The organism is Nitrosomonas marina, from assembly GCF_900111605.1.
GTDB lineage: Bacteria > Pseudomonadota > Gammaproteobacteria > Burkholderiales > Nitrosomonadaceae > Nitrosomonas > Nitrosomonas marina_A.
Genome location: NZ_FOIA01000010.1, coordinates 57,432 through 83,061, shown reverse-complemented (window position 1 = coordinate 83,061; position 25,630 = coordinate 57,432). Strand labels below are relative to the sequence as shown.

The window sequence follows — 25,630 nt, the reverse complement described above, 5'->3', positions numbered from 1 at the left end:
TAAATGAAGAAAATAGCAGGTGTTTTGATCATTAGCTTATTATCAGCGTGCGCCAGTCAGACGACGCAGCCAACTGATGTAGAAGATCGGTCAACGGGAGCAGACAGCAGTTATGGCGCAGACAGCAGTGCACTGGGTTCAGGTGGCACAGGTTTTCATCCGCTAAACGATCCAAACAGCATATTATCGCAACGCAGCGTATATTATGATTTTGACAGCTACACTGTCAAAAATGAATACAGACCACTGGTTATCGCCCATGCCCAGTATCTGCGCGACAATCCCAACGCCCAGGTGATTCTGCAAGGAAATACCGATGATCGTGGCAGCCGCGAATACAACCTTGCGCTGGGCCAGCGTCGTGCAGATGGCGTAAAGAATATCATGACATTATCGGGTGCACGGGCATCGCAAATCGAGTCAGTCAGTCTGGGGGAAGAAAAACCGCGCGCCTACGGCAGTGGTGAATCGGCATGGAGTGAAAACCGCCGTACGGATATCCTTTATCGGGGTGAGTAAGCAATGCTGATACGCGTTTTCTGTGTGCTGGTGCTGATGTTCAGCAATGTGAGCCACGCCGGGCTGTTTGGTGACGACAAGGCGCGGGAGCAGATCAATACCTTGCGTCAGCAAGTGGAAGAAATGGAGGCGCGTATCGCTGAAATGGAAGAAGCACTGAAAAGTCAGGCGCTGTTGGAACTCTACACCCAAGTGGAGACACTTGGGATGGAGCTTGGGCGGTTACGCGGTCAGATTGAAATGCTGAATCATGACAATGCCTCTCTACAAAAACGGCAAAAGGATTTCTATATTGATCTGGATAGCCGTTTACGACAAATAGAGGATCCGGATGCACCACCACCAACTTATGGCGGGTCCGCAAATGATGCGCCACCTGCTGAAACGAACGAACGACCTGTGAGCGGGCTACCGGACCCGCAAACAGCCGATTACCTGACTGCTGATTCCAGCGCGAGTAACACAGAGAATCGGATTTCTTATGAAGAATCTCCGGGACAGATTGTTTCAGAAAAAGCGGAGCATACAAGAATAGCGGCAATTCCGAATCAAGACCTTAAGCCTGCGGGAACGACCGAAAAGCAAACCTATGACGCGGCATTTCAGTTGTTTACCAACGGTGACTACCGTGGCGCCAAGTCACAATTCGAGACGTTCCTGAAGCAATACCCTCAGTCCATTCTTGCCCCAAGTGCAGCTTATTGGATCGGCAACGCCCACTACGCTCTGAGGGACTTTCAGGATGCGATAAGGGCGCAACAGGAGCTGATCGACCGCTATCCTGACAGCTCAAAAGTACCGGATGCCCTGCTTAATATCGCCAGCAGCCAAAATGAACTGGCCGACGGCAAAGCGGCCAGAAAAACACTTGAAGAATTAATCGCTCAATACCCATTCAGTAATGCCGCAGAAAAAGCCAAGCAAAGGCTTGATCGGTAATAACAAACAGTCATAAATTTGAGTCTCATCAGCAGTACCTCCAAAGATCCAAAATCAACAAACAGTGATACAACCGTATCTCTGCGCATCAGTGAAATTTTCCATTCATTACAGGGTGAAACAAGCCGCAGCGGTTTATCAACCGTTTTCGTACGTTTGACCGGCTGCCCCCTGCGCTGCGGTTACTGCGACACGGCCTATGCATTTACGGGCGGCGTGCATATGACAATTGCTGCTATATTAAAACAGGTCGCAAACTATAAAACACACTATGTGACTGTTACCGGTGGCGAACCACTCGCCCAGAAATCCTGCCTGGCACTGCTCACTGCACTCTGCGACCGGAATTATTCGGTTTCGCTCGAAACCAGCGGCGCTCTGGATTTATCCGGTGTTGATCCACGGGTCAGTAAAGTCATGGACATCAAAACACCCGGATCGGGCGAGATGGATAAAAATCACTGGGCCAATCTGGAATACCTGACACCACATGATGAAGTCAAGTTTGTATTGTGTGATGAAGCAGACTATCAGTGGGCGCGCCAGATAATCAAAGCCTACCGCCTGGAAAACCGCTGTCCGTTATTGTTTTCACCTGTATACGGCCAGCTTGAACCGTCTGTTCTGGCTGATTGGATTCTGCGCGACCAAGTGCCTGTTCGCTTGCAGATACAACTGCATAAATTACTGTGGGGCGACGGCCCCGGGCGATAGACGCATGACAAGTTCTACTGGTGCCGGAGCCAAAGCGGTTGTATTGCTGTCTGGTGGTCTCGATTCCGCTACCACGCTCGCTATCGCCAAAGACCGTCAATTTGACTGTTTTGCACTCAGCATCAACTACGGCCAGCGGCATGAGTCCGAACTCAATGCAGCCAGGAACGTTGCCAATGCGATAGGCGTTGCCGACCACAAAATCATTTCAGTGGATTTATCCGCATTTGGCGGATCGGCGCTGACCGACCCTTCAATTGCTGTACCAGCCGGAAAAAATAGTGGCGGCATACCCATAACCTATGTCCCTGCCCGCAACACCATCATGTTGTCGCTAGCGCTGGCCTGGGCGGAAACACTCGGCTGCCGGGATATTTTTATCGGCGTCAACGCTGTTGACTATTCCGGCTATCCCGATTGCCGACCCGAGTATATCCAGGCATTTGAGAAAATGGCCAATCTGGCAACCAAAACCGCCATCGAAGGTAATAAACTGACCATCCACACGCCTCTGATCGATTTGCCGAAAAAAGACATCATCAAAACAGGAATAGCTTTAGGCGTCGATTACAGACTTACAATCTCCTGCTATCAGGCAGACGAAGCGGGACGCGCATGCGGTATCTGTGATTCATGCCGTATCCGGCGGGAAGGATTTGCAGCGGCGGGAATTGTGGATATAACGCGCTACAAAACATAGCGTACTAGTGCTATTTCAATTTGATATTGCCGGGTTCAGTGAGCTTGTCAGTGTTCATGGCAAGGCGTGTCTTGCAGGAAATAGTCGTTCTATTACCAAAAGACACAACGTAAGTCCATGGACGCTGACAAGCTCACCCACAGGGCGTTACCGTGGTGTCCTGCAGCCGTGTTACAGTACTTGAAAAGGGAATAACCCTTTCCCGCGCACTGTGCCTTGCTCCATAACACCATGGCAACGCTGTACCTGGCAATATCATATTGATATTGATAGAGTACTAGCACTGGAAACGCAAAATTGATTGAAAACAATACGTTTCCCAGTTTTCCAAAAAACTGCTGACTAGTTCACTTGAAGTGCACCACCAGTTCCAAGACCGCCTTCTACATTCTGAGCTTCGTAGTGTTTTAACGCACGCACCATGCCATTATAAGCATCAATAAAAGCCGCGACCGTTGCCTTGCCCGATGGCGTTCTGGAAAAACCACTCAATGCAGCGCCGCCTCTGCTTCCGAATGCGCCGAGGGCTGCGCTGAAATTGTTCGCAGTAGCGCTGCCTTCTGAAGCAGAAATCTGAATTGCCGATCGAATATCAAATAATGTTAATGTGACTACAGAGGCTCTTGATTCCATTGCGCCTGCAAGTTGACCAATCGATGGATGCACAAATGAACCTAAGACGCCGGCCATAGCACCGCCGACCTGACCGGTCGAAGCATCATCAATGATGATGCTTGGCTCCATATAATAATCAGCCGATACCCGCTGCCCTGCATGCTGATTGGATCCCGCGCGGTATTCACCGGAATTACGCTGGATATCGGTAATACGGGACATCCGACTGTCTGTTCTTAGATTACCGATAGATGTGATAACGAAACAATTGGACTGCTGCACTGCCAGACGAATCAATGGCTCGATAGTGGTAATATTGGTAGTACTGCCGAACCGGCCGTACCAATCGGCAGCGCGCCCATCGTCAACAGCGAGCGTTCCCAGTGTTTTTTCACAACGTTCCAGCGTTGGGTTTGCACCTACACTAGCGCCCCCGGCTGCAGCACCTGTGCTTGCTGTCTGGTATGTCCCGGGCGTGACGTTTGCGCAACCTGCAACTGTTAGAATACATACTGTAAGCATCAGGCCTTTATTTAGCATGATATCGGCTCTGATTTTATCCATCATCGGTGGTCCCCCCTAAATTGAATGTTTTTTTGCAGTTAGATATTAATCAAAACAATTTATTGTTATTCTTATGCCTTGATTATAGTATGATAATTAATATCCGGCTAAATAAAATACTGAAAAATGTCTCACCAAAAACAATTAAAGCCGTTAATTGTAATTGTTATTTTCACTGTTACAGGCGGCTTATTAACAGCATGCGCAACCTCGCCGCCATACACAGGTTATGACCGTGTGTGCGATTCTTCAGGCTGCTACGACCGTCCGATGCAAACAGTTCAGTATCAAAGCGCATCGGATCCGGTAATGACCGACAAGGAGCACCAGGCAGCTGCATTGATCGCAATGGCGGAAGAGGATCCTGTAGCAGCGTATGATCTTGCACTGCGCTATTTTCGGGGTGATGGTATCAAGCGTAATAGTTATCAGGCGATACAATGGATGCGCAGTGCTGCTGATCGTGGTAATCTTGATGCACAAAAAGCACTTGGACGGCTTTATTTGACAGGTTTGGAAGAGATGGGGCCGGATTTCCGTGAAGCTGAAAAATGGTTGTCTCTGGCAGCGGCTGCGGGCGATAAGGAATCGGAAGAATTACTGACCGAGGCCACGCGGCTTAAACACACCGAAAGACAGTATTACCTATGGAGCAACCGCTGGCGCCCAATTTTCCAGCGCTCATGGTACTCAAACTACCCGTACCATTATCAGTGGCGCAACAATGGCTGGCGTTATTATTGATTTTGATGAGAAAACTTTTTCTAGTCGCTTTCCTGATCTGCGCAACACTACTCGGCTACGCCCAATACCTGCAGCATGTCGACAATCTGCTGCCCTGCCCGCTTTGCGTTGCACAACGACTTGCATACTGGTTGGTCGGTTTAACAGCATTGCTGGCATATCTGGGCAATGCGCAGGCAATCGGGCGCAGGATTTCCGGTTTTTTTATGGCGATTTTTGCAACTACCGGTGCGGTGATTGCTTTCCGGCAATCCTGGCTGATTCGATATCCCGAGTCGTTTGAATGCGGTATCAGCCCGGAAGAGGCTTTTCTCAATTCATTACCGTTTGCACAGTGGTGGCCAGGTATGTTCGAGGCGAATGGCGACTGCGCCGATGTCGACTGGGAATTCCTGTCATTGACGATTTCTGACTGGTCGTTTGCCGCTTTTGCAATTCTTGTTTTGATGTCGTTGTATGTTTTGTTTGCTCGTCAGAACACACGACAACAATAATTTTTATTTTATGGAAACAGCTAGCGTATAGGGTTCTTCCGCCACAGCTCGCATTAACTGACCGACATTAATCCGATAGGTTTTCTGTTCTGCAGTAAACTGAAATTTTTGCTGTGCATCGATCAAACCTTCCACTGAAAACACCATATTTGTACCCGAAACCGCAAGGTCGACCGTTTGCCCGATAGCGGTTGTAATCGTATAACAGATTATGCTGTCCGGCGGCGCGACACCCGTGACTGTTGTGCTGTTGGTGCCCTGCTGAAATTGTATGGTCTCGCAGGTTTCTGCACTAACCGTCATCACCACAGGCAGCGACAGAGCGAAAGCTTGCAGAAACATTCTTGATTGTCTGATTATCATAAAAGGAACCCCTACCACATCAATTCGATGCGGTACAAGAACATTTTAATCTCCTTGCATCGGGATTATGCGTTCTTTATTTATGTGAAACGCATAATCCCTGTAAATAAAGTGATGATTATTCAATCACTTTGGTCAGAATAGCGTTTTCCAGCGAGTCTTTAAAGTCGTCTACACCATCACTAAACAGTCCGAGTATTAACTGCTCACCACTCTGACGCGCGCCGATTAGTGAATTTTGCCGCCAATTCTGGTTGATAGGAACACCATTAAATCGCGCATCATCGGCAACAACACCATAAACATATGTATCAGCCAGACTTGGTACAATCTCTCTATTACCAATATCGGGATGTCCCGTTGCTGACCCTGATATGATCTGAGCAGTGAAATAATCAGGGGTGTTACTACGACATGCTGCCGAGGCCGTATTATCGACTCCCCGGATTGTGTATAAACTACGATTGTCGTCCAGCAAAGATGGTCCTTCCAGCAAATAACACAGATCGGTCTGGTCTTTATAGAGACCAGGGGTAATATTTGCCACTGAAACAGGCTGCGAAACCGCTACCGAAGATATCTGCTCAAAAACAAATCCATCGGCAGGATTAAAAGTAAACCGGAACACAACATTATACAGCGTTGTCTGACCAGTCTCAACGTTTATAACCGGTACGCGATGCATATTAATATTTCGGCCACTGCCTACCACATTCCCGGACTCGAAGTGAACGCTCAATGACGTACCGGGAATAACTTCTGCAGATACACCGACAGGAATGAGGCATGCAAAGCATAAGAACTGCATTGATAAAATGCGATTTAAATTTCTCGATTTCATGACAACCCTCTATTTTAGTTTTCAGGAAACACAAGTTTAACCCTTAAACTCAACAGGATACACCGTTTATTACTGAGGCTGAGTCTGATCGGCCACCATAATGTTAATTGGAAATTAATACTCCACAGGTATTGTAATTGAAAACAATAAGTGTATAATAAGAATCATTCTCATTTAAAAAGGTGATATTGCTATGCATAATTCAGCCAAAATACGACCGCAGTCAATACAGTATGGAAATAGGCGGTTTACAGAGACACACTCATATAATCTGCCGATAGATAGCAGCTCGTTGTTTGCGCACAGCAATGTTGTGTATATACAGCACCATGGCGAGTGTTACTTGTTGCAAAAAACACGCAGCGGCAAGTTGATCTTGACCAAATAAACAGTTATTTATTTCGTTGCCGCAGGGGTTGATCCTTTCTCCTTTGACCTCGGCACTTTGGCAAGCCAGCCTGCTCCTCCCCAGGCAAGCCAGCCTTTTTTATCGGGTGTTTTGAATGATGAAGCAGATAAAGAAACTGGTTTACGAATTCTTGTCGCCGAATTTTGCAAGCGCAGGCACCGCGACGTCAATGCCTGTCACATCAATCCGCTTTCAGTCCTCTGACGCAATTTTTCGATGCCTCAAAGTATTTATCAATCAATCCGCCGCCCCTCGTTCAATATCAATGAGGCAGTCTGAAAAGACTGCCCACCCAGTCAGTTGCCAATTTTATGTTCCGATTATTAAAGCTAGCACACGCCTGGAAGAATCGAACAATGTAAGCTTTGCAGACCGGTCCGTACTATGTGTGGGCGGACAAAAGAACTTGTATCCAGCTTACCAACAAATTATTGAGGATGCAGGTGGGCGGTTTCTATGCTTTCATGGTGGTAATAATGCTTCACTAGATACATTGCACAGTCTACTGGCACTGACCGATCTGGTCATATGCCCAATTGACTGTATCAGGCATGAAGCTTTCTGGATAACAAAACGTTACTGCGAGCGTTTTAGAAAACCTTGCGTCATGCTGGATAAATCCAGAATAACAACATTTTACAATGGAATACGAATGCTCAAAAACATTCCTGCAATAACAAACTGCTAAAAAGCATTTGCCATAGCAGAAGATAGCGCGGAGATTAAATTTTCAAGGTGATCGGAAATCTTGAAAACACAGCAGCTACACATATTAGACAGTTTTTCAGTGGTTAAAACACGCTCGCCCAATGTACCAAAGTATAATTTCGTAAGTAAAAAAAAAGCCGGAATTATCTAATAAGCTTTTTCGCCGAAAAAGATCAACTTTCTGTGAGCCAAATGTTAAGTCGAAGCTTTCGCGTTGGCACTGCTGCGCTTTGGTATCTGAGTACCGTACTTCTGACGGAATTTCTCCACACGCCCTGCCGTATCGACGATTTTTTGCTTGCCAGTATAAAAAGGATGGCAGACTGAACAAACTTCAATACTCAAGGGTTTACCCAAAGTTGAGCGCGTTTTAAACTCATTGCCACAACTGCATGTGACTGTTATTTCCTGATAGTCGGGATGTATACCTGCTTTCATTGTTTTTGTACCCTTGCGCTATAAACCAAAAAAAAGAGAAATAATTTACTTCGCTGCTTCTCATTAAAAGCAATCCGTTATTATCCGTTAATATTCATACTCGTGCAACTTCCATTTGGCATTCTGACCACCGGATATTACGATAAAAAACTGCTATCAGCATACATGTTATATTACTGTAGCAGTAATATAATTAAGAATGAAACAAGATGTATGTAATTAAATAGGCTGATAGGGTTTGTGAAATTAAGTTACTGAACGCAGCGAATTTTTTTAAATTTTTCTATATATGAGTATTACATCGAAAAAAATAATTTGTTGTATAATATCTTGTTAAACTTTGAGGCTGTCATTCAATTTTTACCCATAATAACAGGAAAATTAGGAGCACATTAAGATGCCGCAAGAGCTACAGAGCAAAAATGTAACGCCTTACGAACCAAAAGAGGGTGAAGATTATATGAGCCCGGAACAGCTTGATCATTTTCGCAAGATTCTTGAGGGTATGAAAGTTGAATTGGGTCAAGATATTGACCGTGCTGTGCATACAATGCAGGACGAAGCCACTGTATTTGCAGACCCAAACGACCGTGCGAGCCAGGAATCCGATATGACGCTGGAATTACGAAATCGCGATCGAGAACGCAAACTCATTAAAAAAATAGATGAAATTATCGCCAAAATCGATTCCAAAGATTATGGTTACTGTGAAAGCTGCGGTATTGAGATTGGATTGAAACGTCTTGAGGCTCGTCCTACCGCCACGCTATGCATTGATTGCAAAACACTTGATGAAATACGGGAAAAGCAAATAGCCAAGTAATTTTTTTCAGGCACCAGACGAAACCTCCGTCTACTTTACAGAACGACATCATTTGCCAATCAACTGCTGTAAGGCCTCTGTATCTATCCAATTTTTATCAACAAGAACCGGATTATGCGTGATTAGCGAAAATTTTTTCTCCGGCTCACCCAGATCCGACAATACGGCCAGAGCGCCTTCGAAGTTCTGCAGGCGTGTATAATTATTAATAGTAATTAAAGTAGGCAGGTGTGCTGCAAGGGCCGCCTTCAATCCGTTTTCGGAATCTTCGATTGCGAGACACTGGGCCGGCTCCAGTTTCAATTTCTCCATAACCCAGAAATAAATATCGGGTGCTGGTTTTTTCTTCGGAACAATATCACCTGCACCTATTACATCAAACAATTCCATCGCATCCCCACCCATCGTTGATTGCAGCAAATAAGCTACATTCTCGGGTGTTGTTGTAGTTGCAATGGCGATCTTGATGTTTTTGCTACGTAATTCATGAATCAAGCGTTTAACACCCGGTCGAAGAGGTATCCCCCCCTGCTCCATGAGTTTTTTGAAATGGCGTGTTTTGGTTTTATGCAGACTGGCTATCCATTCATCCAGATCTTTTCTGTTCAGCGCTTCTGGCGCGTATTGTTCGATAAAATAGCGGATTCTTTCTTTGCCGCCGGTAATTTGCAACAAATCACCATATAATGGGATATCCCAATGCCAGGAAAGGTTGAATTCCTGAAATGCGGCATTGAATGCAGGACGGTGGCCATCTTGTTCAGTATCAGCCAGTGTGCCGTCAACATCAAATAAAACTGCTTTAAGTGTATTGTGTGTATTGTTTGCGTGCATAGTAATAAATTTATAAATGAGCTTGACTTGCGCGTTGCAAGCGGTCGGATATAGCAAGCCATGCCGGTAGCTCCGGTGGCGTCTCCATTAAAATATAATCAATCGCTGCCTGGTCATGCTGGTGAAGAACGGCATAAAGATGCTGGCCGAAGCGAACAGGATCTGAAGACATTCGAACATGTTGAACATTCGGAACACTGAATTGTGACACATCGGCATCAGACCAGGTGATCACAGCTACGCGCAAATTCTGCGCAGCAAGCTTAATTGCGGTTTGAACGAGTTCGGGAAGATGAAAAAGCTGAAGCGGTGTTGCAGGTGCGTAGTGTGAGGGTAATGCACCGGGTACACGTACTGCAGTTTTTTTATTTTGATACGAAATCACTGGTTTACTTAAGACCGACTCAATCGCTGAAACAGGAATTCCACCAGGTCTCAGTAAAAAAACCGCATCATCCTCAAAACTGACAATTGTACTCTCAAGACCAATATTACAGGCGCCTCCATCCAGAATCATATCAATTTTGTCACTCAAGATGTTGCGTACATGTTTCGCAGTGGTCGGACTGATTCTGCCATATCGATTCGCAGATGGTGCTGCAATCGCTTTATCTGGGCCAATCATGTGAAGCAGTTCTAACGCCACTGGATGTGCGGGTATCCGTAAACCAACGGTATCCTGACCGCCGGTAACGCAATCCGGAGTATGCGCGCTGCGCTTCAGAATTAATGTCAAGGGTCCGGGCCAGAAATGTCTGGCCAGCAACCGAGCCGCTTCTGGTATTTCCACTGCCCAGATATCCAGTTGCGCCATATCGCCAATATGCACGATGAGGGGGTGATCTACAGGACGTTGTTTGATTTTATAAACTTTCTGGACAGCATCTGTATTGGTTGCATCAGCACCCAATCCATAGACTGTCTCGGTGGGGAATGCAACAATACCGCCCCGTCTCAATAGTCGGGCTGCGACAGCAATTTGCTCAAGCTGCTTCTGATCCAGCGCTCCTTTGTCTAACACCATGGTCAATTATACGGCAATATGATGTTTAGCAGGCTTGTGACCGTAACCCAGAATACTCTGCGCGTAATAGATAATAAAATAGCTTAGCCAGTTGACAGCATGGTAAAACCAGGATTTTGACTGCCAGCTGGTACGCGCCACCAATATGGAATGCTTGGCTACAGCACGCATTAAACTCGATCTGAGCTGATTGGCAAAGTCGCGATCCTTTATTACTACGTTAGCTTCGCGCGCAAGCATCAGGCTGAATGGGTCAATATTTGAGGAACCAACCGTCGCCCAGTAGTGGTCGATGACAGCGACTTTGGCATGCAAAAACCCTTGCGTATACTCATAAATTCTAATGCCCGCATCAAGCAGTTTGCCGTACAAAGCATGTGTCGCGTAGTGCTGCAACCGGTATTCTACCTTTCCCTGCAATAACAACTTGACTTTAACGCCGCGCCGAGCTGCTTTATTCAATGCGTCGCAAAAATGCCGACCGGGAAGAAAGTATGCGTTGGCAATGATAATTTCATTTTGTGCAGCATCAATAGCCCCCAGATACTCTCGCTCAATATCGTGACGATGGCGGAAATTATCGCGTATCAGAAAACCAGCGAGCTGATTGCCCTTGCGTTTAGCTGCAGACGAGAGTTTTAGCGGGCTGATCCAGCGTTTCTTAAAATGCGCCCAGGCGACGATACACCATAAACGTTGTACCGATGCATAAATTTTTTTTAAAAGCGGCCCTTCGATTGATATTGCATAATCAAAACGTGGCACTTGATCAAACGGTTGCGCGCAATCATCAATAATATTGATACCGCCCGTAAAAGCAATTCGGGCATCAATTACTGCGAGTTTCCGGTGCATGCGGCGCAATCGGTGCCGGCGCAACCGAAAGAAAAACACTTCACGCCGATATATCAGAATTTTTACACCAGCGTCCAGCATATTCTGAATAAAGCTGTTTGGCAGCCTATAAGAACCGAATCCGTCCATTAGCAAATGGACGGATACACCTCTCTGAGCAGCACGAATCAGTGCTGCAGATATTGTTCGTCCAGTTAAGTCATCAGCAAAAATATATGTCTCTAGATGAATTTCATACTGCGCGGAATCGATCGCCTGCTCCAGGGCCGGAAAATATTCCCTACCATTATGAAGCAGCCTGATTGCGTTGCCACCTACATACGTCGTCTTGCTCATCTACGAATGACATTGGTGGACAAGGCTGCATGATCAGATGTTTTGGACCAGGGATGTCCATGATGTACGCATGCATTCTCGATATGAAACCCGCGGACATATATGCGATCCAGGCGCAATATCGGTAACGCGGATGGAAAACTCCGCGCTGCCCTGCCGTCAGTGAACTCAAAAACCTCTGTAAGATCGAGTGCATCCGCCACGGTTGGGCCTGTTGTTTCACGCCAGTCATTAAAATCACCCGCAATAACCAGAGGCGCATGTGCGGGAACAAGTCTTTTGATACGTTTTTTTAAAGCTTTTAGCTGTGTGTACCTGCCCTTTTTAAAAAGGCCCAAATGTACACAAATACAATGCAGGTTTTCTTCCCATTTGGGTATGCTGATCTCACAGTGCAACAAACCCCGGCTTTCAAACCGATGGGCAGAAATATCTTCGTTTTCCCATGAGACAATTGGATATCGACTCAAAATGGCATTGCCATGATGCCCTGATTTATAGACAGCATTTTTACCGTACACTGATTCGGGCCACACCGAATCAGCGAAAAACTCATGTTGGCTGCCGTCCGGCCAATTGGTAAAACGCGCGGCGTGTTTAGCGTGCTGTCCAACCACTTCCTGCAAGAAAACAATATCGGTATTTAAACCGCGCAAACAGTCTCTCTGTTTATGCACAATCAGGCGTTGATTGAAACTGGAAAAACCCTTGTGAATATTGTAGGTGGCTATACTTAATTTGTTAAACACGGTTAATCATCGAAAAATAAATTAGCATTTTAAAAGGTCCGGACCCATGCTGACATTTCTGTTCAATATATTTGACTGTAGTACACGAGTGTCATTTTATAAGAATGATGCATTAAATTACAGTTTCGCAGGCAATTCTATCTAATTGTTCAACTATATTTCATCTGATCTTCATTTTCCATTAAAGTTGAGGAACATTTGATTATTTTCAAGTCTAACAGTGTCTCATGCGGTCCAGATTGCAGGTCCCATTGTACTATTGACGTATCGCTGACTGAAACCGGCAAGAAACCAAACAGGAAATAGGGATGATAAAAAACAGTTTATCGATTACGATATCAATTTTTACATGAGAAAAAAATGATTACAGCAGAAAATATAAAAAACCACATAGAAACTTCATTGCCTTGTGAACTAGTGCGTGTAGAGGGAGATGATGGCCATCATTTTCAGGCGGTTATTGTCAGTTCCGAGTTCATTGGAAAACGGACAATCCAACAACATCAGCTCGTATACCAGGCGCTTGGCGACAAAATGAAACAGGAAATCCATGCATTGTCAATGAAGACCTTTACACCGGAGCAATGGGCGGAACTCTCCTGAACTACTGAGAGCAACCGCGAACCCGGAACCACAAGCAGGCGCTGCCTGTTATACAGAGCCTGTTATTCGATTCCGGGTTGGTCAATTGCTATTTCATTGTCAGGTTGCGTTGTTTTTCCGTAATTTACTAAAGCCCTATTGTATCTGCTTTAGCAATTCTCTGGCTTCGCTGATTTCAGGGAATGCTGCGTCTGATCTTGTTATCTTGTCCAATATCTGGCGCGCTTCGCTCTGTTTACCGGTTTTCGCCAGGGTATGGGCGTAGTGATACTGAATAGTTGCATTATCCGGTTCCTTGGATACGGCATTTTTCAATAATCGCAGTGCCCGCTCCAGCTCCCCTTTTTGCGCAAGAATCCAACCGAAAGTATCTTCGATAGCCGGAGATCCTGGCGCAATTTCATAAGCTTTCTGCGCATACTCCAGCGCTCGAGGATCGCTGCTCTGATGATATAACCATGCAAGGTTGTTCAGTGATGTGATTTGGTTTGGATAATTCTGCAAAATCGCCTCATACTCTTTGGCCGCATCGTTGTATTGATTTTTGGTTAGAAACGTATTGGCGAGATATAAGCGTGTTGCAATGTCATGCGGATTGTCAGTGATCCATTGTGATATACGCTTCTGCGCTTTTGCTTCATCGCCAGACTGGCTGTATGCTGTGTGAATTTTGATAGCAAGCAAGCTGGTCTGCTTCACAGCAAAAGCTTTTTCATAGGCAGCCACTGCTGCTTCCGGTTTTTTTAGCTGCATCAGCAAATCACCTTCAAGCGCATGTCCGGCTGGCATGTCAGCATGCTCTTTTTGTATTTTTTGTGCAATCGATAACGCCTTATTTTCATTGTTTTCAAGCATGGCCAACCTGGCCTGCGCAGCCTTTGCCTGAATATAATTTGGATTAATGAACAAAGCTTTTTTCAGGGCCGAATCAGCGGCAGCGTAATCTTTCATAACTGCATTGATTTCTGCGATTTTTAACTGTGCAGCTGCTGAATCAAGTAATTGCGCCGCCAGTTTTTCGTAACTATCCAGAGCAGCGGAATAATTTTTTTGTGCAAGCTGCACCTGTCCCAATAACTCGAGTACACGGGGCTCGTTTGGATACGTTCCATACAGTTTCCTTGCAAGAAGCAGCGCTTTTTCCTGCCCACCCTGGTTTAAATAATGTGCTGCAAGATACAATGCCGGATCCAACGCATTCGGATTTTTATTACTGGACAATTCCAGCCATTGCGTTGCCTCATCTACATTGCCCTGGGATATAGCCAATGCTGCCAGCGCATTCATTGCCTGAACATTCTTATCATCCTTTTTGAGTAGGGCTTTAAACCTGTTTTCAGCATTTTCGGGTTTCTGGTCTAACACATCCAGCCGTGCAAGATTGGAAATTGCCGGGAAAAATTCGGATTGAACCGAAAGCGCCTTATTAAAACTGTCGCGAGCCCTGGCAAAATCCTTCTTGCCCATATACGCAACACCTCTTAAGTTATGAAAAAGCGGGTTTTGCGGACTCGACTGTTCCAGTTCACTTATTTCCGACAAGGCCTTGTCAAATTCATTTGCGCGAAAATGCGTTAAAACCAGTAAAATACCGGCTCTTGGAGAGCCTTTATCCAGATCGGTAGCCATCTCAAGCTCGGCTATACCTTGTTCCCGGTCACCCATAGCCAATCTTGTCATGCCAAGCGCAGTATGCAACATCGCACTATTCGGCGCGAGTTTATTGGCTTTTTCATAAAATTCCGAGGCTTTGGTATACTGACCAGTTCGCATGTACACCTCTCCTGCCAGCGCAAGCAGCTGCGGATCCTGCTGCGCGACCGGCAAAGCAGGCTCCAGATAATCGATAGCCTGCTGGGTCTTGTTATTTTTTAGCAGCGCGTTAATCATCAGTTTACGCGCATACATATTTCCAGGAATGTTTTTTAGATATTGCTCAAGATATTGTTCTGCCTGTATAAATGAACCCAGTGAAAGCTGTATTGCACCAGCCAGTAACACGCTGGGTAGATGATCGGGGGCGGCGCTTAGCACAGTCTGAATGGAATTCAGGGCCTTTGCATGCTCTCCCTGATGAAAATCCAGAAAAGCCTGCGCCTGATGTAACAAAATGTTATCTGGCGCTATTTCTCGCGCAAGTGCGATACTTTTTTCGGCATCGTCGTATTGGCCAAGACTGATTTCAACTGTCGCTTTGTTGTAATGGGCATTTGCATTATTAGGGGCCAACTGTACCACTTTGTTGAATGCGTCTAATGCTTCTTTATATTTGTTTTGTGCACGCAACATGTTTGCCTTAAAGGTCCAGGCACTTAAATTTTCAGGATTTTTATTGATTGCCTGATCGGAATATTTAGAGGCAAGCGCCATATCCTTCTCAGCAAGCGCATATTTGGCCAGTCCGATCAAAGCATCTGGAGAATCAGGATTTTCAGCAAGTAATCGATCAAAAATTTCTTTAGCTTCCTGGTTCCGCATTAACACCAGAAATGTATTTCCAAGCAGTACCTGGGTATCTTTATCAGAACTGATCGCTGGATGTTGTTCAATTGTTTCCAGTAAGTGCTGGTATTTGCCCAGATCAAACAGGACCTGGTACAAGACCGGAAGCACAGTTTGAGCATCCATGCCAAGATCAAGCGCCCGGTTCAGTTCTTTCTCGGCAGATAACAGATCATTATGCTGTTGATAAACAGCTCCTAGCAAGAAACGCGCTTTTGCGTTATCAGGCTCCTGCTGGACTGCATTTTTGAATTGAATGATGGCTGCATTGACATCACCTTTTTTCTGATATTCGAGGGCTTCGGTAATCAGCGTTTCTGCGTCTTTCGTTTCGCCGCAAGCCGCTAGGCCAAGTATGATCAGAACGCAAACCAAAGCGGACTTAACATTGTTCAGCAAACGTTTATGGTGAAAACGGGAAAAAAGGCTATGCATATTCATTCTCCAATTTGTAATATTTCGCGGAAACAGCTGATTGTTCTGTACTGGTTTATAAAACGCCCGTATCTTATTAAATACCATTTTTGAAAACCATTCGTAAATTAACGGTACCTGACCGGTAAATAACGACATTTGGACACAAACGTTTTGTCATTTTCCACCACCCTTAGTACATTATTAACCGGCAGCTACTTACTTTGCGCCATGTTTTGCCTACATATCAGCGAACCAAAACACCGTTAATATAATATTATTACGTTTGTTATCAAAGTATTGTTGCGCATTTTTACGCGCGCAGCAATTTTTGCTAATCCAATGACGAAATAGCTGTCAACTGTTTTTTTATTTATAGCATACCTGGACTGGTGTTGTTTACACATAAAAAACCAGCAAAAACAGCTTAGTTTGATGTAATGATGATCAATTGTTTTCGTGCGTTCAAAAAATTGAAGAATCTGACGCTATAGTACAGTATTTATCCATCATTAAAACATCTATAGTATATGAATGGTTTTTTGATTTTGCGAAAACGTTGAACTGGAGAATAAATTTATGGGTATTGTTGCTGTGGTTGGACTGGGTTATGTGGGTTTGCCGCTGGCCGTTGAGTTTGGCAAAAAACGTCAAACAATCGGTTTTGATCTTTCCAGCGAAAAAATTCACAATTATCGACAACACGTCGATCCTACAGGTGAAGTTTCAACCGAGGAAATGCAGCAGGCCGGGCAACTCGCTTTTACTACTGACCCTGCCGATTTGGTTCAAGCCGATTTTATCGTGGTTGCCGTTCCAACGCCTGTTGATCAGGCGCATCAACCTGACTTCAGGCCATTGATCAGCGCAAGCGAAACAGTTGGCAGGAACATGAAACCAGGAGCCATTATCATCTATGAATCAACCGTATACCCCGGCGCAACAGAGGAAGTATGTATTCCCGTTCTGGAGAAATTCTCGGGTTTGAAGTGGAAGCAGGATTTTCATGTCGGTTATTCTCCGGAACGTATCAACCCCGGAGATAAAGAACACACGTTGACCACGATTGTCAAAGTTGTATCGGGCGACAATGAAAGCTCATTGGAAGAAATCGCGCAATTGTATGAGAGCGTCGTGACAGCCGGCGTATATCGTGCGGCCAGTATCAAGGTGGCTGAAGCGGCCAAAGTGATAGAAAATACGCAGCGTGACTTGAATATCGCCTTGATGAATGAACTGGCAATGATTTTTAACAAACTCGATATAGACACGCTGGATATTCTGGAAGCTGCGGGAACAAAATGGAATTTCCTTCCGTTTCGCCCCGGTCTGGTAGGCGGTCACTGCATTGGAGTTGATCCATACTATCTGACACACAAGGCTGAGATGATTGGTTACATGCCACAGGTGATTCTAGCCGGCCGCCGAATTAACGACAATATGGCAAAGTATGTTGCCGAGCAGACCATCAAGCAGATCATTAAAGCCGGTTTTAATGTTCGCGGAGCCAAAGTAAATGTACTCGGCCTGACATTCAAGGAAAACTGTCCCGACCTGAGAAATTCCAAGGTAATTGATATCATCCGCGAACTGCAGGATTATGGTGTCGAGACTCATGTGTGCGATCCAGTGACCGATTCTGACGAGGCCAGGGACGAATACAATATCGCGCTCGAGCCATGGAAAAGTCTGCCACGCGCTGAAGCCATGATTGTGGCCGTTTCCCATATTGAGTTTTTAACCAAAACAATGCCCGACTTACAGTCCAAGATTGTTGAAAACGGCTGTTTTATCGATGTGAAATCAAAATTCAGTCAGGCCGCACTGCGTGCTTCGGGTTTTCATGTTTGGCGACTTTGATTCAATTTTGCAAGGAACACGAAATGACGTGCTACCAGGATATGCAGCAATATTTGACTGAAAACCGTTTTACCTGGCTGATTACCGGGGTCGCTGGTTTCATCGGCTCCAACCTGCTTGAAAAATTATTGAAATTGAATCAGCGCGTAATCGGACTGGATAATTTCTCGACCGGCTATCAGAATAACCTGGATCAGGTCAAAGATCTCGTAGGCACCGATCACTGGAACAACTTCAGATTCGTCACGGGTGATATACGCGACCTCGAAACATGCAAGGACATCTGCGAAAGCGTGGATTTCGTGTTGCACCAGGCCGCATTAGGATCTGTACCGCGTTCGATCAATGACCCGATCCTAACCAACGAAAACAATGTTTCCGGTTTTCTGAACATGCTGGTTGCCGCACGAGACGCCAGAGTCAAGCGTTTCGTATATGCAGCATCGAGTTCAACGTATGGCGATCATCCCGGCTTGCCCAAAGTCGAATCCATCATTGGTCAGCCGCTCTCGCCTTACGCAGTGACCAAATATGTCAACGAACTGTACGCTGATGTCTTTGCGCGCTGTTACGGTACGGCGTCCATCGGTTTACGCTATTTTAATGTTTTCGGGCCCCGTCAGGACCCCAATGGTGCCTATGCCGCTGTCATACCATTGTGGGTATCAGCACTAATCAGAAACAAACCGCTTTACATCAATGGTGATGGTGAAACCAGCAGGGATTTTTGTTATGTCGACAATGTCGTTCAGGCAAATATTCTGTCAGCATTGACTGCAAGAAAAGACGCCATTAATCAGGTTTATAATGTTGCAGTGAATGAACGCACAAGCCTGAACCAGCTTTTTACAATGATGCATGTATTGCTTGTGGATAAGTTTCCACATTTGAACACGTTCCGCCCTGAGTATGCCGATTTTCGCAAGGGCGATGTGCGCCATTCTCAGGCGGATATCGGCAAGGCCCGTGAACTGCTGGGATTTGAGCCAACACATGCAATTCGGGAAGGACTGCAATCGGCAATGGACTGGTATGTGGCTGACCTGTCCAAAAGGCCGGATGATGATTCATCCGGCCGTCAGGCAGTATAATATAATAATGAATTACTGTTTTTGCATAGCCCATGCTGTCGAATAGCTTGTCGCTGCACTTGTATGAAGTTTTCCGAAAAATATTTTGTTTAAGTTTCTGGGCGCCATAGCAGGCTTTTTTGTCCTGGGTATCCTGGGAAGTATGCTGGGATTTTTAGTGGGCAGCATCATTGACCGGTTTAAATCCCCGGGCGCTGGCGGCATGAATTTTATTTCGCCTGCACGCCGCCAGTCCGTGTTTCTCGAAACCGTTTTTGTTCTGATGGGAAAGTTGGCCAAAGTCGACGGCCGGGTCTCCGAAAATGAAGTGGCGCACGTCGAGCAGTTCATGCGGCAGCTCGGCATGACATCCGATCATCGGCTCAAAGCGATCGCGCTGTTTAAGCGCGGCGCTACACCCATGTTCGATATCAAACCTAAGCTGGCCGAGTTCATGGCCGTGTGCGGCAGCTCTGGCAATCTACGGCAAATGCTGCTGGTGTATCTGATCAGCGTGGGGCTTTCGGACGGACAGCTGAATACCGCAGAATCACGGTTGTTAAAAGAAATTGCCGGGCGTCTGGGTTATAGCAAGGCAGCATACGACCGTCTGTTGGAGATGGTGATTAACCAAACGCGTTTTGCTGGCGGTCAGTCTGTAACTTCGGGCGATGCACTGGAAGAAGCCTACAAGGCGCTTGGTGTTGGCCGTCGCAGCTCGGACCAGGAGATCAAGCGCGCTTACCGCAAACTGATGAGCCAGTATCACCCGGACAAACTGACAGGCCAGGGGCTTCCGGAGGAAATGGTTTCCGTCGCTACCGAACAGGCCAAGGAAATTCAGACAGCATATGATCTGATCAAAAAACACCGTGCCCAACACCACTCTACAACCTGATCTGCAATTTAGCACATGAAACCATTGCTGTTTACATTTCGCCGCTGTCCTTATGCCATACGCGCCAGGATGGCCATTAAAGTCAGCGGTATCGACGTGAATATGCATGAAGTCGATCTTCGTGCCAAACCCGCTGCGCTTCTGGAATGTTCACCCAAAGGCACCGTACCTGTTATACGATTAGCCGATGGTCGCGTCATCGAAGAGAGTCTCGATATAATGAAATGGGCGCTGGCAATAAACGACCCTGAACAATGGCTGGATGGTCCAAACAAGCTGTCTGACAAAGCTGAGTCGCTGATCTCACAAAACGATGGTGCTTTTAAAGAAGCGCTCAACAAATATAAATACTCGGTACGCCATCCTGAACACCCGACTGAACATTATAGGGAGCAAGCGATATTTTTCCTGGAGGCACTGAATATGCGACTATGCCACAATGATTATCTGATGGGTGACCGACTGACGGTCGCGGATGTTGCCATTTTCCCGTTTATCCGGCAGTTTGCCCATGTCGATAAAGACTGGTTTAATGCGTCACAGTATATACACCTGATTCGATGGCTTGATGCGCGATTGTCATCGGATATTTTTTTGGCGGTTATGCAAAAAAAATAAGGGATCTGCCGGATTATGGAAACCGACTTACCGGACAAATCAACATGCCGGCTGGCGCGTCTGCCACAGCCGGCATATCCCGATGGCCTGCCCGTAGTTGCCAGACGCGAAGCCATTAAACAGGCGATCGCCGAGAATCAGGTTGTCATTATCTGCGGCGAGACAGGTTCAGGAAAAACCACGCAGTTACCCAAAATATGCCTGGAACTACAGCGTGGCGTGCATGGAATAATCGGCCATACCCAGCCACGCCGTATCGCTGCCCGCTCGGTTGCTAAACGAATCGCTGCGGAATTGGGAACGGCGCTGGGACAAACAGTTGGTTATAAGGTGCGATTTTCAGACAAGGTCAGCACTGAAAGTTATGTCAAACTCATGACCGACGGTATCCTGCTCGCAGAGACGCAAGGTGACCCCAGACTGCTGGCTTACGATACCCTTATTATCGACGAGGCGCACGAACGCAGCCTGAACATCGATTTTTTGCTGGGTTATATCCACCGGTTATTGCCGTCAAGGCCCGATCTCAAACTGATTGTGACATCCGCCACTATTGATGCCGAACGATTTTCCAGACATTTCAATCATGCGCCGGTGATTGAAGTCTCGGGACGCACCTATCCCGTTGAAATTCACTATCAGCCAGTCGTGCCAGACGATGAGGATGTCGATATGCAACAAAAAATTCTTAATGCTGTCGATGAAATCGTACAAACAAGCCAGTCGGGCGACATTCTGGTTTTTTTGCCAGGAGAGCGCGAAATCCGCGAAACTGCCGAATCGTTGCGCAAACATCATTTCGACCGCCAGCAATCCGACGTTCCCGGTGCGGAAATCCTGCCGCTGTTTGCGCGCCTGTCATTCAACGAGCAGGAGCGTGTATTCAGGCCAGGTCAGGTACGACGCATCGTGCTCGCAACCAACGTCGCAGAAACTTCACTGACCGTACCGGGAATACGCTACGTTATCGATTCAGGCTGGGCACGTATTAACCGCTACAGCTATCGCAACAAAGTCGAGCAACTGCAGACGGAAAAAATATCGCGCGCTTCAGCCAACCAGCGCGCCGGGCGTTGCGGACGTATCGCCAGCGGTGTCTGCTACCGGCTGTATTCAGAAGAGGATTATCAGACCAGGCCGGAATTCACCGATCCCGAAATTCTGCGCTCGTCGCTGGCTTCAGTGATTTTACGCATGAAATCGCTGAAAATCGGCGATGTGGAAAACTTTCCATTTCTGGAACCGCCGTCTGCACGCATGATCGCGGACGGCTATCAATTACTGACAGAACTCGGGGGCGTTGACGAGAACAAGCGCCTGACCCGACTGGGTTGGCAACTGGCGAAATTTCCTATTGACCCTCGCATCGCGCGCATGGTGCTGGCGGCCAAGCGCGAGAACTGTCTGCACGAAGTGCTTATCATCGCCTCGGCACTCAGTCTGCAAGATCCGCGCGACAGACCGTTCGAGTATCAGGACGCTGCCGATCAGGCGCACCGACGGTTTCTTGACGAGCGTTCCGACTTTATGAGCTACCTCAAACTATGGGAATATTTTGACAAACTGCTCAAAAACAAGAAATCAAACCGCAAACTCGTCGCACAGTGCCGCGATCAGTTTCTGTCTTATCGACGTCTGCGCGAATGGCGGGAAATCCATAACCAGCTTAATGTACTGGTTAAGGAATTCGGTTTCAGGCCCAACGAAATCCCGGCAACCTATGATGAAATACATCGCGCACTGCTTGCAGGACTGCTTGGCAATATCGGCTACAAAACCGAAAAAGAAGGTGAATATCTGGGCGCACGCGGCATCAGATTTTCAGTCTTTCCGGGGTCCGCGCTTAAAAAAGGCAAAGCAAAGGCCAAATGGGCAGTTTGCGCTGAACTGGTTGAAACCAGCAGACTGTACGGACGCTGTGTCGCGCGTATCGATCCGGCATGGCTGGAGAAAATTGCGGGCAGCCTCTGCAAGCACGATTATTTCGATCCGCACTGGCAGAAAAAACGTGCCGAGGTCATTGCCTATGAGCGCGTCACTCTGTACGGATTGCCTGTCGTCACCAGAAGGCCGGTTCACTACGGTCGAATTAATCCGAAAGAATCGCGAGCGCTGTTTATCCGCGGCGCACTGGTTGCCGGAGAGTATCACTCTCAGGCGCCTTTTTTTGCGCATAACCGTCTGCTTGTCAAGGAAGTCGAGGATCTGGAACATAAAACCCGGCGACAGGACGTGCTGGTAGACGATGAAACGATTTTTGCATTTTATGATGAGCGCATTCCGCACCACATCTATAACGGCGCCGGATTTGAGCACTGGCGCAAGCAGGCCGAGCGCGAGAACCCAAAGCTGCTGTATCTGGACCGTGAGCTGCTGACCCGGCATTCGGGTGATGCGGTCGAAGTGCAATTCCCGGAAAGACTTGCATTATCCGACGGCAGCAGCTTTGCACTCAGCTACCGCTTTGAGCCGGGGCACGTGCTCGACGGTGTATCAGTCACCATCCCCCTGCCCGTGCTGAATCGGCTTGATGCCGAACAGTTTGATTATCTTGTGCCCGGACTGGTCCGCGAAAAAATAACCTGGTATCTGAAAGCACTTCCCAAGCAGGTACGCCGCCTGCTTGTGCCAATCCCCGAATCGGTGACAGAGTTTCTGCAATGGCAGTCTGGATCCCCGCAGGATGCAGCGCTTCGCGACGCACTGACGAAATTTATTTTGCGCAAAACAACACTGACCATTCCTGTCGACACCTGGGCAGATAAAACCATGCCACCGCACCTGTTGATGAATTACAGAATTGTCAACGAAGCTGGCGAAGAATGCGCAATGAGCCGCGATCTCGCCGCGCTGCAAGCCCAGTTTGGCAGTGCGGCGCAATCCACATTTCGCCAGTTGAGTCTTGATGATGAAAAAGCCGGTATCGAGCGTGACGATATCAAACACTGGGATTTTGGCAATCTGCCTGAGAAAATCACCTTCACGCGCAGCGGGCGCAAGCTGATCGGGTACCCGGCGCTTGTCGACGAAAAAGATCATGTGGCGATCCGCCTGTTTGATACCCCGGCTACAGCCGAGCAGGCCATGCGTAAAGGAGTCAGCCGACTGATGCAGCTTGAATTTCGGGAACACATGAAGCAGCTCGATAAAAGCATCCCCGGTTTTCGCCAGGCTGCGTTGCAATTAACCACATGCATCAATCCCGGCGAGCTGAAGCAGGATTTGATCGACACCATTGCCGACCGTGCATTTGTCGGAAACGATCCGCTTCCCCGAACAGAACAGGCCTATACTGCTCAGCTACCAAAGGCGAGAGAGCGCCTGCCGCATGTAATCGAAAATTATACCCGGGTGCTGGGTGAAATCGCCGAAGCTTATCATGCATTGATGCAATACAGGTCGTCGACCAAACAAGCCAATCCCCGTATTGCAGCCGATCTCGACCAGCAGTTCAACCATCTGATTTATCCCGGATTTATTGGTGAAACACCATGGGAACGACTAAAACATTTTCCGCGTTACCTCAGAGCCATGCGCGTACGCCTGGACAAATCGTCCGGCAACCTGCCGCGCGACGAACAGCAAGCTGCGGAAATCAATGTACTCTGGTCGCGTTACCAGCATTGTCTCGAAAAACACCGGAAACTAGGCATCGATGACCTGAATCTGACCGAATTCCGCTGGCAACTCGAAGAACTCCGAGTGTCGCTGTTCGCACAGGAACTGAAAACACCAAAACCGGTCTCGGTGAAGCGACTGGAGAAATTGTGGGAAAAAATCAGGAAATAGCTAAAGTCTATTAAATTTTGCTTTTAACACTACCGCTGTTCCATAGAAGATAAAGACGAGCACCTGCAGCAACAGATTGGTTGCAAGAAGATCTGGACGATGAAGTAAACAATACCAGGCAACCGCAGCAGAAGCAAAAAGCAGCGAGAAGATTACAAAGCATCTGGAAAGTGTGGATAACATTTAATATGTACCGATTTCATTGACCCCGAATTACACGGTCAAGTTTTAAACAGTGACAACGGCTTCGCTGCGTAAAAACTTCCTTGAAATATCCTATTTTCAGTTAATAAAAGGGTTCGCTCTTAAACGTTCGACAGACAGGTCTATGAAAGCACGTATTTTTGCGGTGGTTCGGCGCCCTTCAAGATGAATAATATGAATCGGGAGCGGGTCTGATTCGTACGCGTCGAGTACTTTCTGCAACCTTCCTGCCTGAATATCCTCCCCAACCTGATAGGACATCAACCGCGTGACACCGCACCCCAGGATAGCGGCATTCAGCGCAGCGCCGTTATGGTTGCAATCAAGGTGCGGCGTAATCTTGACTGTTTCTTTTGTACCGGAGGCTACGAACTTCCACGATGTTGAAGGCTCAACCGTAGAGGCCATGATGATCTTGTGGCCGGCTAAATCGGCGGGGTGCTTCGGAATACCGTAAGTTGAAAAATATCCGGGAGACCCGCAGATGACGCGGTTGACATTCCCTACATGCGCCGCATAGAGGCTTGAGTCCTGCAAGTGGCCAATACGGATTGCGATTTCCAGGCCTTCTTCCAGCAAATTGCAGACGCGGTCATAAAACACGGTCTTTACCGAAACGTCCGGGTACAGCCCCAGATATTCCGCGACAATGGGCATGATGTATTTCTGGCCGAACAATACCGGGGCGGTAATGGACAAAGTCCCCTTTGGGTTCAGATAGCTCCCGGACGCCGCCGCTTCTGCAAGTTCCAGATCTTCGAGGAGTTGCTTCATATCCGTTAAAAACCGTTCGCCTGAATCGGTCAGGCGAACATGCCGTGTTGACCTGTTGAACAGTTTTACCCTCAAAGATGCTTCCAGCTGAGCAATCGCTCGAGTCACCGCAGGCGCTGATATATCAAGATTACGGCTTGCCGCCACGAAACTCCGATTGACGGCCGCTTCGACAAAGATACGGATTGTTTCCAGCTTATCCATTGAATATTCATCCTTATCATGAGAT

The 25,630-nt window shown here is 47.1% G+C and carries 25 protein-coding genes; 15 read left to right on the top strand and 10 right to left on the bottom strand.

The genetic code is table 11. The annotated features are described in order from the left end of the window. The first annotated feature begins 3 nt into the window (after window positions 1-3). From pal to queC, 4 genes are read left to right on the top strand one after another with little or no spacing between them, the layout of a single operon-like run. A complete protein-coding gene (gene pal, locus BMY62_RS06275; protein WP_090657767.1) occupies window positions 4-519 on the top strand; it encodes a peptidoglycan-associated lipoprotein Pal in 516 nt (171 codons plus the stop codon). 3 nt (window positions 520-522) lie between these two features. After that, window positions 523-1,458, top strand: a complete 936-nt coding sequence (gene ybgF / locus BMY62_RS06270) for a tol-pal system protein YbgF (protein WP_090657765.1) — start codon at window positions 523-525, stop codon at window positions 1,456-1,458. Window positions 1,459-1,485: 27 nt separating this feature from the next. After that, window positions 1,486-2,172: a 7-carboxy-7-deazaguanine synthase QueE gene (gene queE / locus BMY62_RS06265; protein WP_177170311.1), complete on the top strand. Its 687-nt coding sequence runs from the start codon at window positions 1,486-1,488 to the stop codon at window positions 2,170-2,172. A 4-nt stretch (window positions 2,173-2,176) separates the two neighbouring features. Then, window positions 2,177-2,872 (top strand): 7-cyano-7-deazaguanine synthase QueC, encoded by a 696-nt coding sequence (queC, locus tag BMY62_RS06260; protein ID WP_090657763.1) that lies wholly within the window; start codon window positions 2,177-2,179, stop codon window positions 2,870-2,872. A gap of 342 nt (window positions 2,873-3,214) precedes the next feature. On the opposite strand, the gene BMY62_RS06255 is transcribed toward queC, so the two are convergent. Further along, window positions 3,215-4,054 (bottom strand): CsgG/HfaB family protein, encoded by an 840-nt coding sequence (locus tag BMY62_RS06255; protein WP_256207454.1) that lies wholly within the window; start codon window positions 4,052-4,054, stop codon window positions 3,215-3,217. 123 nt (window positions 4,055-4,177) lie between these two features. Here BMY62_RS06255 and BMY62_RS06250 point away from each other — a divergent pair, with 123 nt between their 5' ends. Together BMY62_RS06250 and BMY62_RS06245 are read left to right on the top strand one after the other, a co-directional pair. Continuing rightward, complete coding sequence (locus BMY62_RS06250; RefSeq protein ID WP_090657762.1) at window positions 4,178-4,795, top strand: tetratricopeptide repeat protein; 618 nt, start codon at window positions 4,178-4,180, stop codon at window positions 4,793-4,795. Continuing rightward, entirely contained in the window at window positions 4,765-5,289 is a 525-nt protein-coding gene (locus BMY62_RS06245; RefSeq protein ID WP_256207453.1) for a disulfide bond formation protein B, read from the top strand. Before BMY62_RS06250 ends, BMY62_RS06245 begins: the two co-directional genes overlap by 31 nt. A gap of 3 nt (window positions 5,290-5,292) precedes the next feature. Here the strand turns inward: BMY62_RS06245 and BMY62_RS06240 are convergent, their stop codons facing one another. Both BMY62_RS06240 and BMY62_RS06235 read right to left on the bottom strand, forming a co-directional pair. Next, entirely contained in the window at window positions 5,293-5,652 is a 360-nt protein-coding gene (locus BMY62_RS06240; protein WP_143058764.1) for a hypothetical protein, read from the bottom strand. Between the two features lie 118 nt (window positions 5,653-5,770). Continuing rightward, window positions 5,771-6,493, bottom strand: a complete 723-nt coding sequence (locus BMY62_RS06235; RefSeq protein WP_143058763.1) for a hypothetical protein — start codon at window positions 6,491-6,493, stop codon at window positions 5,771-5,773. A 193-nt stretch (window positions 6,494-6,686) separates the two neighbouring features. On the opposite strand from BMY62_RS06235, the gene hemP reads away from it, so the two are divergent. Both hemP and BMY62_RS06225 read left to right on the top strand, forming a co-directional pair. Beyond that, the gene (gene hemP, locus BMY62_RS06230) at window positions 6,687-6,881 is read left to right on the top strand and encodes a hemin uptake protein HemP (RefSeq protein WP_090657756.1); all 195 of its coding nucleotides are present in this window, start codon (window positions 6,687-6,689) and stop codon (window positions 6,879-6,881) included. Window positions 6,882-6,996: 115 nt separating this feature from the next. Continuing rightward, the gene (locus tag BMY62_RS06225) at window positions 6,997-7,590 is read left to right on the top strand and encodes a DUF2325 domain-containing protein (protein WP_090657755.1); all 594 of its coding nucleotides are present in this window, start codon (window positions 6,997-6,999) and stop codon (window positions 7,588-7,590) included. Between the two features lie 215 nt (window positions 7,591-7,805). Here the strand turns inward: BMY62_RS06225 and rpmE are convergent, their stop codons facing one another. After that, entirely contained in the window at window positions 7,806-8,048 is a 243-nt protein-coding gene (rpmE, locus tag BMY62_RS06220) for a 50S ribosomal protein L31 (RefSeq protein ID WP_090657753.1), read from the bottom strand. A 397-nt stretch (window positions 8,049-8,445) separates the two neighbouring features. Here rpmE and dksA point away from each other — a divergent pair, with 397 nt between their 5' ends. Further along, on the top strand, window positions 8,446-8,871 hold the full coding sequence (gene dksA, locus BMY62_RS06215; protein WP_090657751.1) for an RNA polymerase-binding protein DksA: 426 nt from the start codon (window positions 8,446-8,448) through the stop codon (window positions 8,869-8,871). A gap of 48 nt (window positions 8,872-8,919) precedes the next feature. Here the strand turns inward: dksA and BMY62_RS06210 are convergent, their stop codons facing one another. From BMY62_RS06210 to BMY62_RS06195, 4 genes are read right to left on the bottom strand one after another with little or no spacing between them, the layout of a single operon-like run. Further along, entirely contained in the window at window positions 8,920-9,705 is a 786-nt protein-coding gene (locus BMY62_RS06210) for an HAD family hydrolase (RefSeq protein WP_090657749.1), read from the bottom strand. A 10-nt stretch (window positions 9,706-9,715) separates the two neighbouring features. Then, complete coding sequence (locus tag BMY62_RS06205) at window positions 9,716-10,729, bottom strand: L-threonylcarbamoyladenylate synthase (protein ID WP_090657747.1); 1,014 nt, start codon at window positions 10,727-10,729, stop codon at window positions 9,716-9,718. A 6-nt stretch (window positions 10,730-10,735) separates the two neighbouring features. Then, on the bottom strand, window positions 10,736-11,920 hold the full coding sequence (gene clsB, locus BMY62_RS06200; protein WP_090657745.1) for a cardiolipin synthase ClsB: 1,185 nt from the start codon (window positions 11,918-11,920) through the stop codon (window positions 10,736-10,738). Beyond that, window positions 11,917-12,669 carry an endonuclease/exonuclease/phosphatase family protein gene (locus BMY62_RS06195; RefSeq protein WP_090657743.1) on the bottom strand — a complete coding sequence of 251 codons (753 nt, stop codon included), beginning with the start codon at window positions 12,667-12,669 and terminating at the stop codon, window positions 11,917-11,919. Before BMY62_RS06195 ends, clsB begins: the two co-directional genes overlap by 4 nt. Before the next feature lie 360 nt (window positions 12,670-13,029). Between BMY62_RS06195 and BMY62_RS06190 the strand changes: the two genes are divergently transcribed. Further along, window positions 13,030-13,272: a BolA family protein gene (locus BMY62_RS06190; RefSeq protein ID WP_090657741.1), complete on the top strand. Its 243-nt coding sequence runs from the start codon at window positions 13,030-13,032 to the stop codon at window positions 13,270-13,272. A 135-nt stretch (window positions 13,273-13,407) separates the two neighbouring features. Here the strand turns inward: BMY62_RS06190 and prsT are convergent, their stop codons facing one another. Then, window positions 13,408-16,209 (bottom strand): XrtA/PEP-CTERM system TPR-repeat protein PrsT, encoded by a 2,802-nt coding sequence (gene prsT, locus BMY62_RS06185; RefSeq protein WP_177170309.1) that lies wholly within the window; start codon window positions 16,207-16,209, stop codon window positions 13,408-13,410. Window positions 16,210-16,767: 558 nt separating this feature from the next. On the opposite strand from prsT, the gene BMY62_RS06180 reads away from it, so the two are divergent. The 5 genes from BMY62_RS06180 to hrpA all read left to right on the top strand — a co-directional run bounded on the left by BMY62_RS06180 (window position 16,768) and on the right by hrpA (window position 24,423). Further along, complete coding sequence (locus BMY62_RS06180) at window positions 16,768-18,048, top strand: nucleotide sugar dehydrogenase (protein WP_090657737.1); 1,281 nt, start codon at window positions 16,768-16,770, stop codon at window positions 18,046-18,048. A gap of 23 nt (window positions 18,049-18,071) precedes the next feature. Further along, entirely contained in the window at window positions 18,072-19,139 is a 1,068-nt protein-coding gene (locus BMY62_RS06175) for an SDR family oxidoreductase (protein ID WP_090657735.1), read from the top strand. Window positions 19,140-19,224: 85 nt separating this feature from the next. Then, window positions 19,225-20,016: a co-chaperone DjlA gene (gene djlA / locus BMY62_RS06170; protein WP_090657733.1), complete on the top strand. Its 792-nt coding sequence runs from the start codon at window positions 19,225-19,227 to the stop codon at window positions 20,014-20,016. 15 nt (window positions 20,017-20,031) lie between these two features. Next, on the top strand, window positions 20,032-20,634 hold the full coding sequence (locus BMY62_RS06165; RefSeq protein ID WP_090657731.1) for a glutathione S-transferase: 603 nt from the start codon (window positions 20,032-20,034) through the stop codon (window positions 20,632-20,634). A 15-nt stretch (window positions 20,635-20,649) separates the two neighbouring features. Next, window positions 20,650-24,423, top strand: coding sequence for an ATP-dependent RNA helicase HrpA (hrpA, locus tag BMY62_RS06160; RefSeq protein ID WP_090657729.1), 3,774 nt, complete (start codon window positions 20,650-20,652; stop codon window positions 24,421-24,423). 282 nt (window positions 24,424-24,705) lie between these two features. Here hrpA and BMY62_RS06150 read toward each other — a convergent pair whose 3' ends face one another. Then, on the bottom strand, window positions 24,706-25,605 hold the full coding sequence (locus BMY62_RS06150) for a LysR family transcriptional regulator (RefSeq protein WP_090657725.1): 900 nt from the start codon (window positions 25,603-25,605) through the stop codon (window positions 24,706-24,708). Window positions 25,606-25,630: the final 25 nt, after the last annotated feature.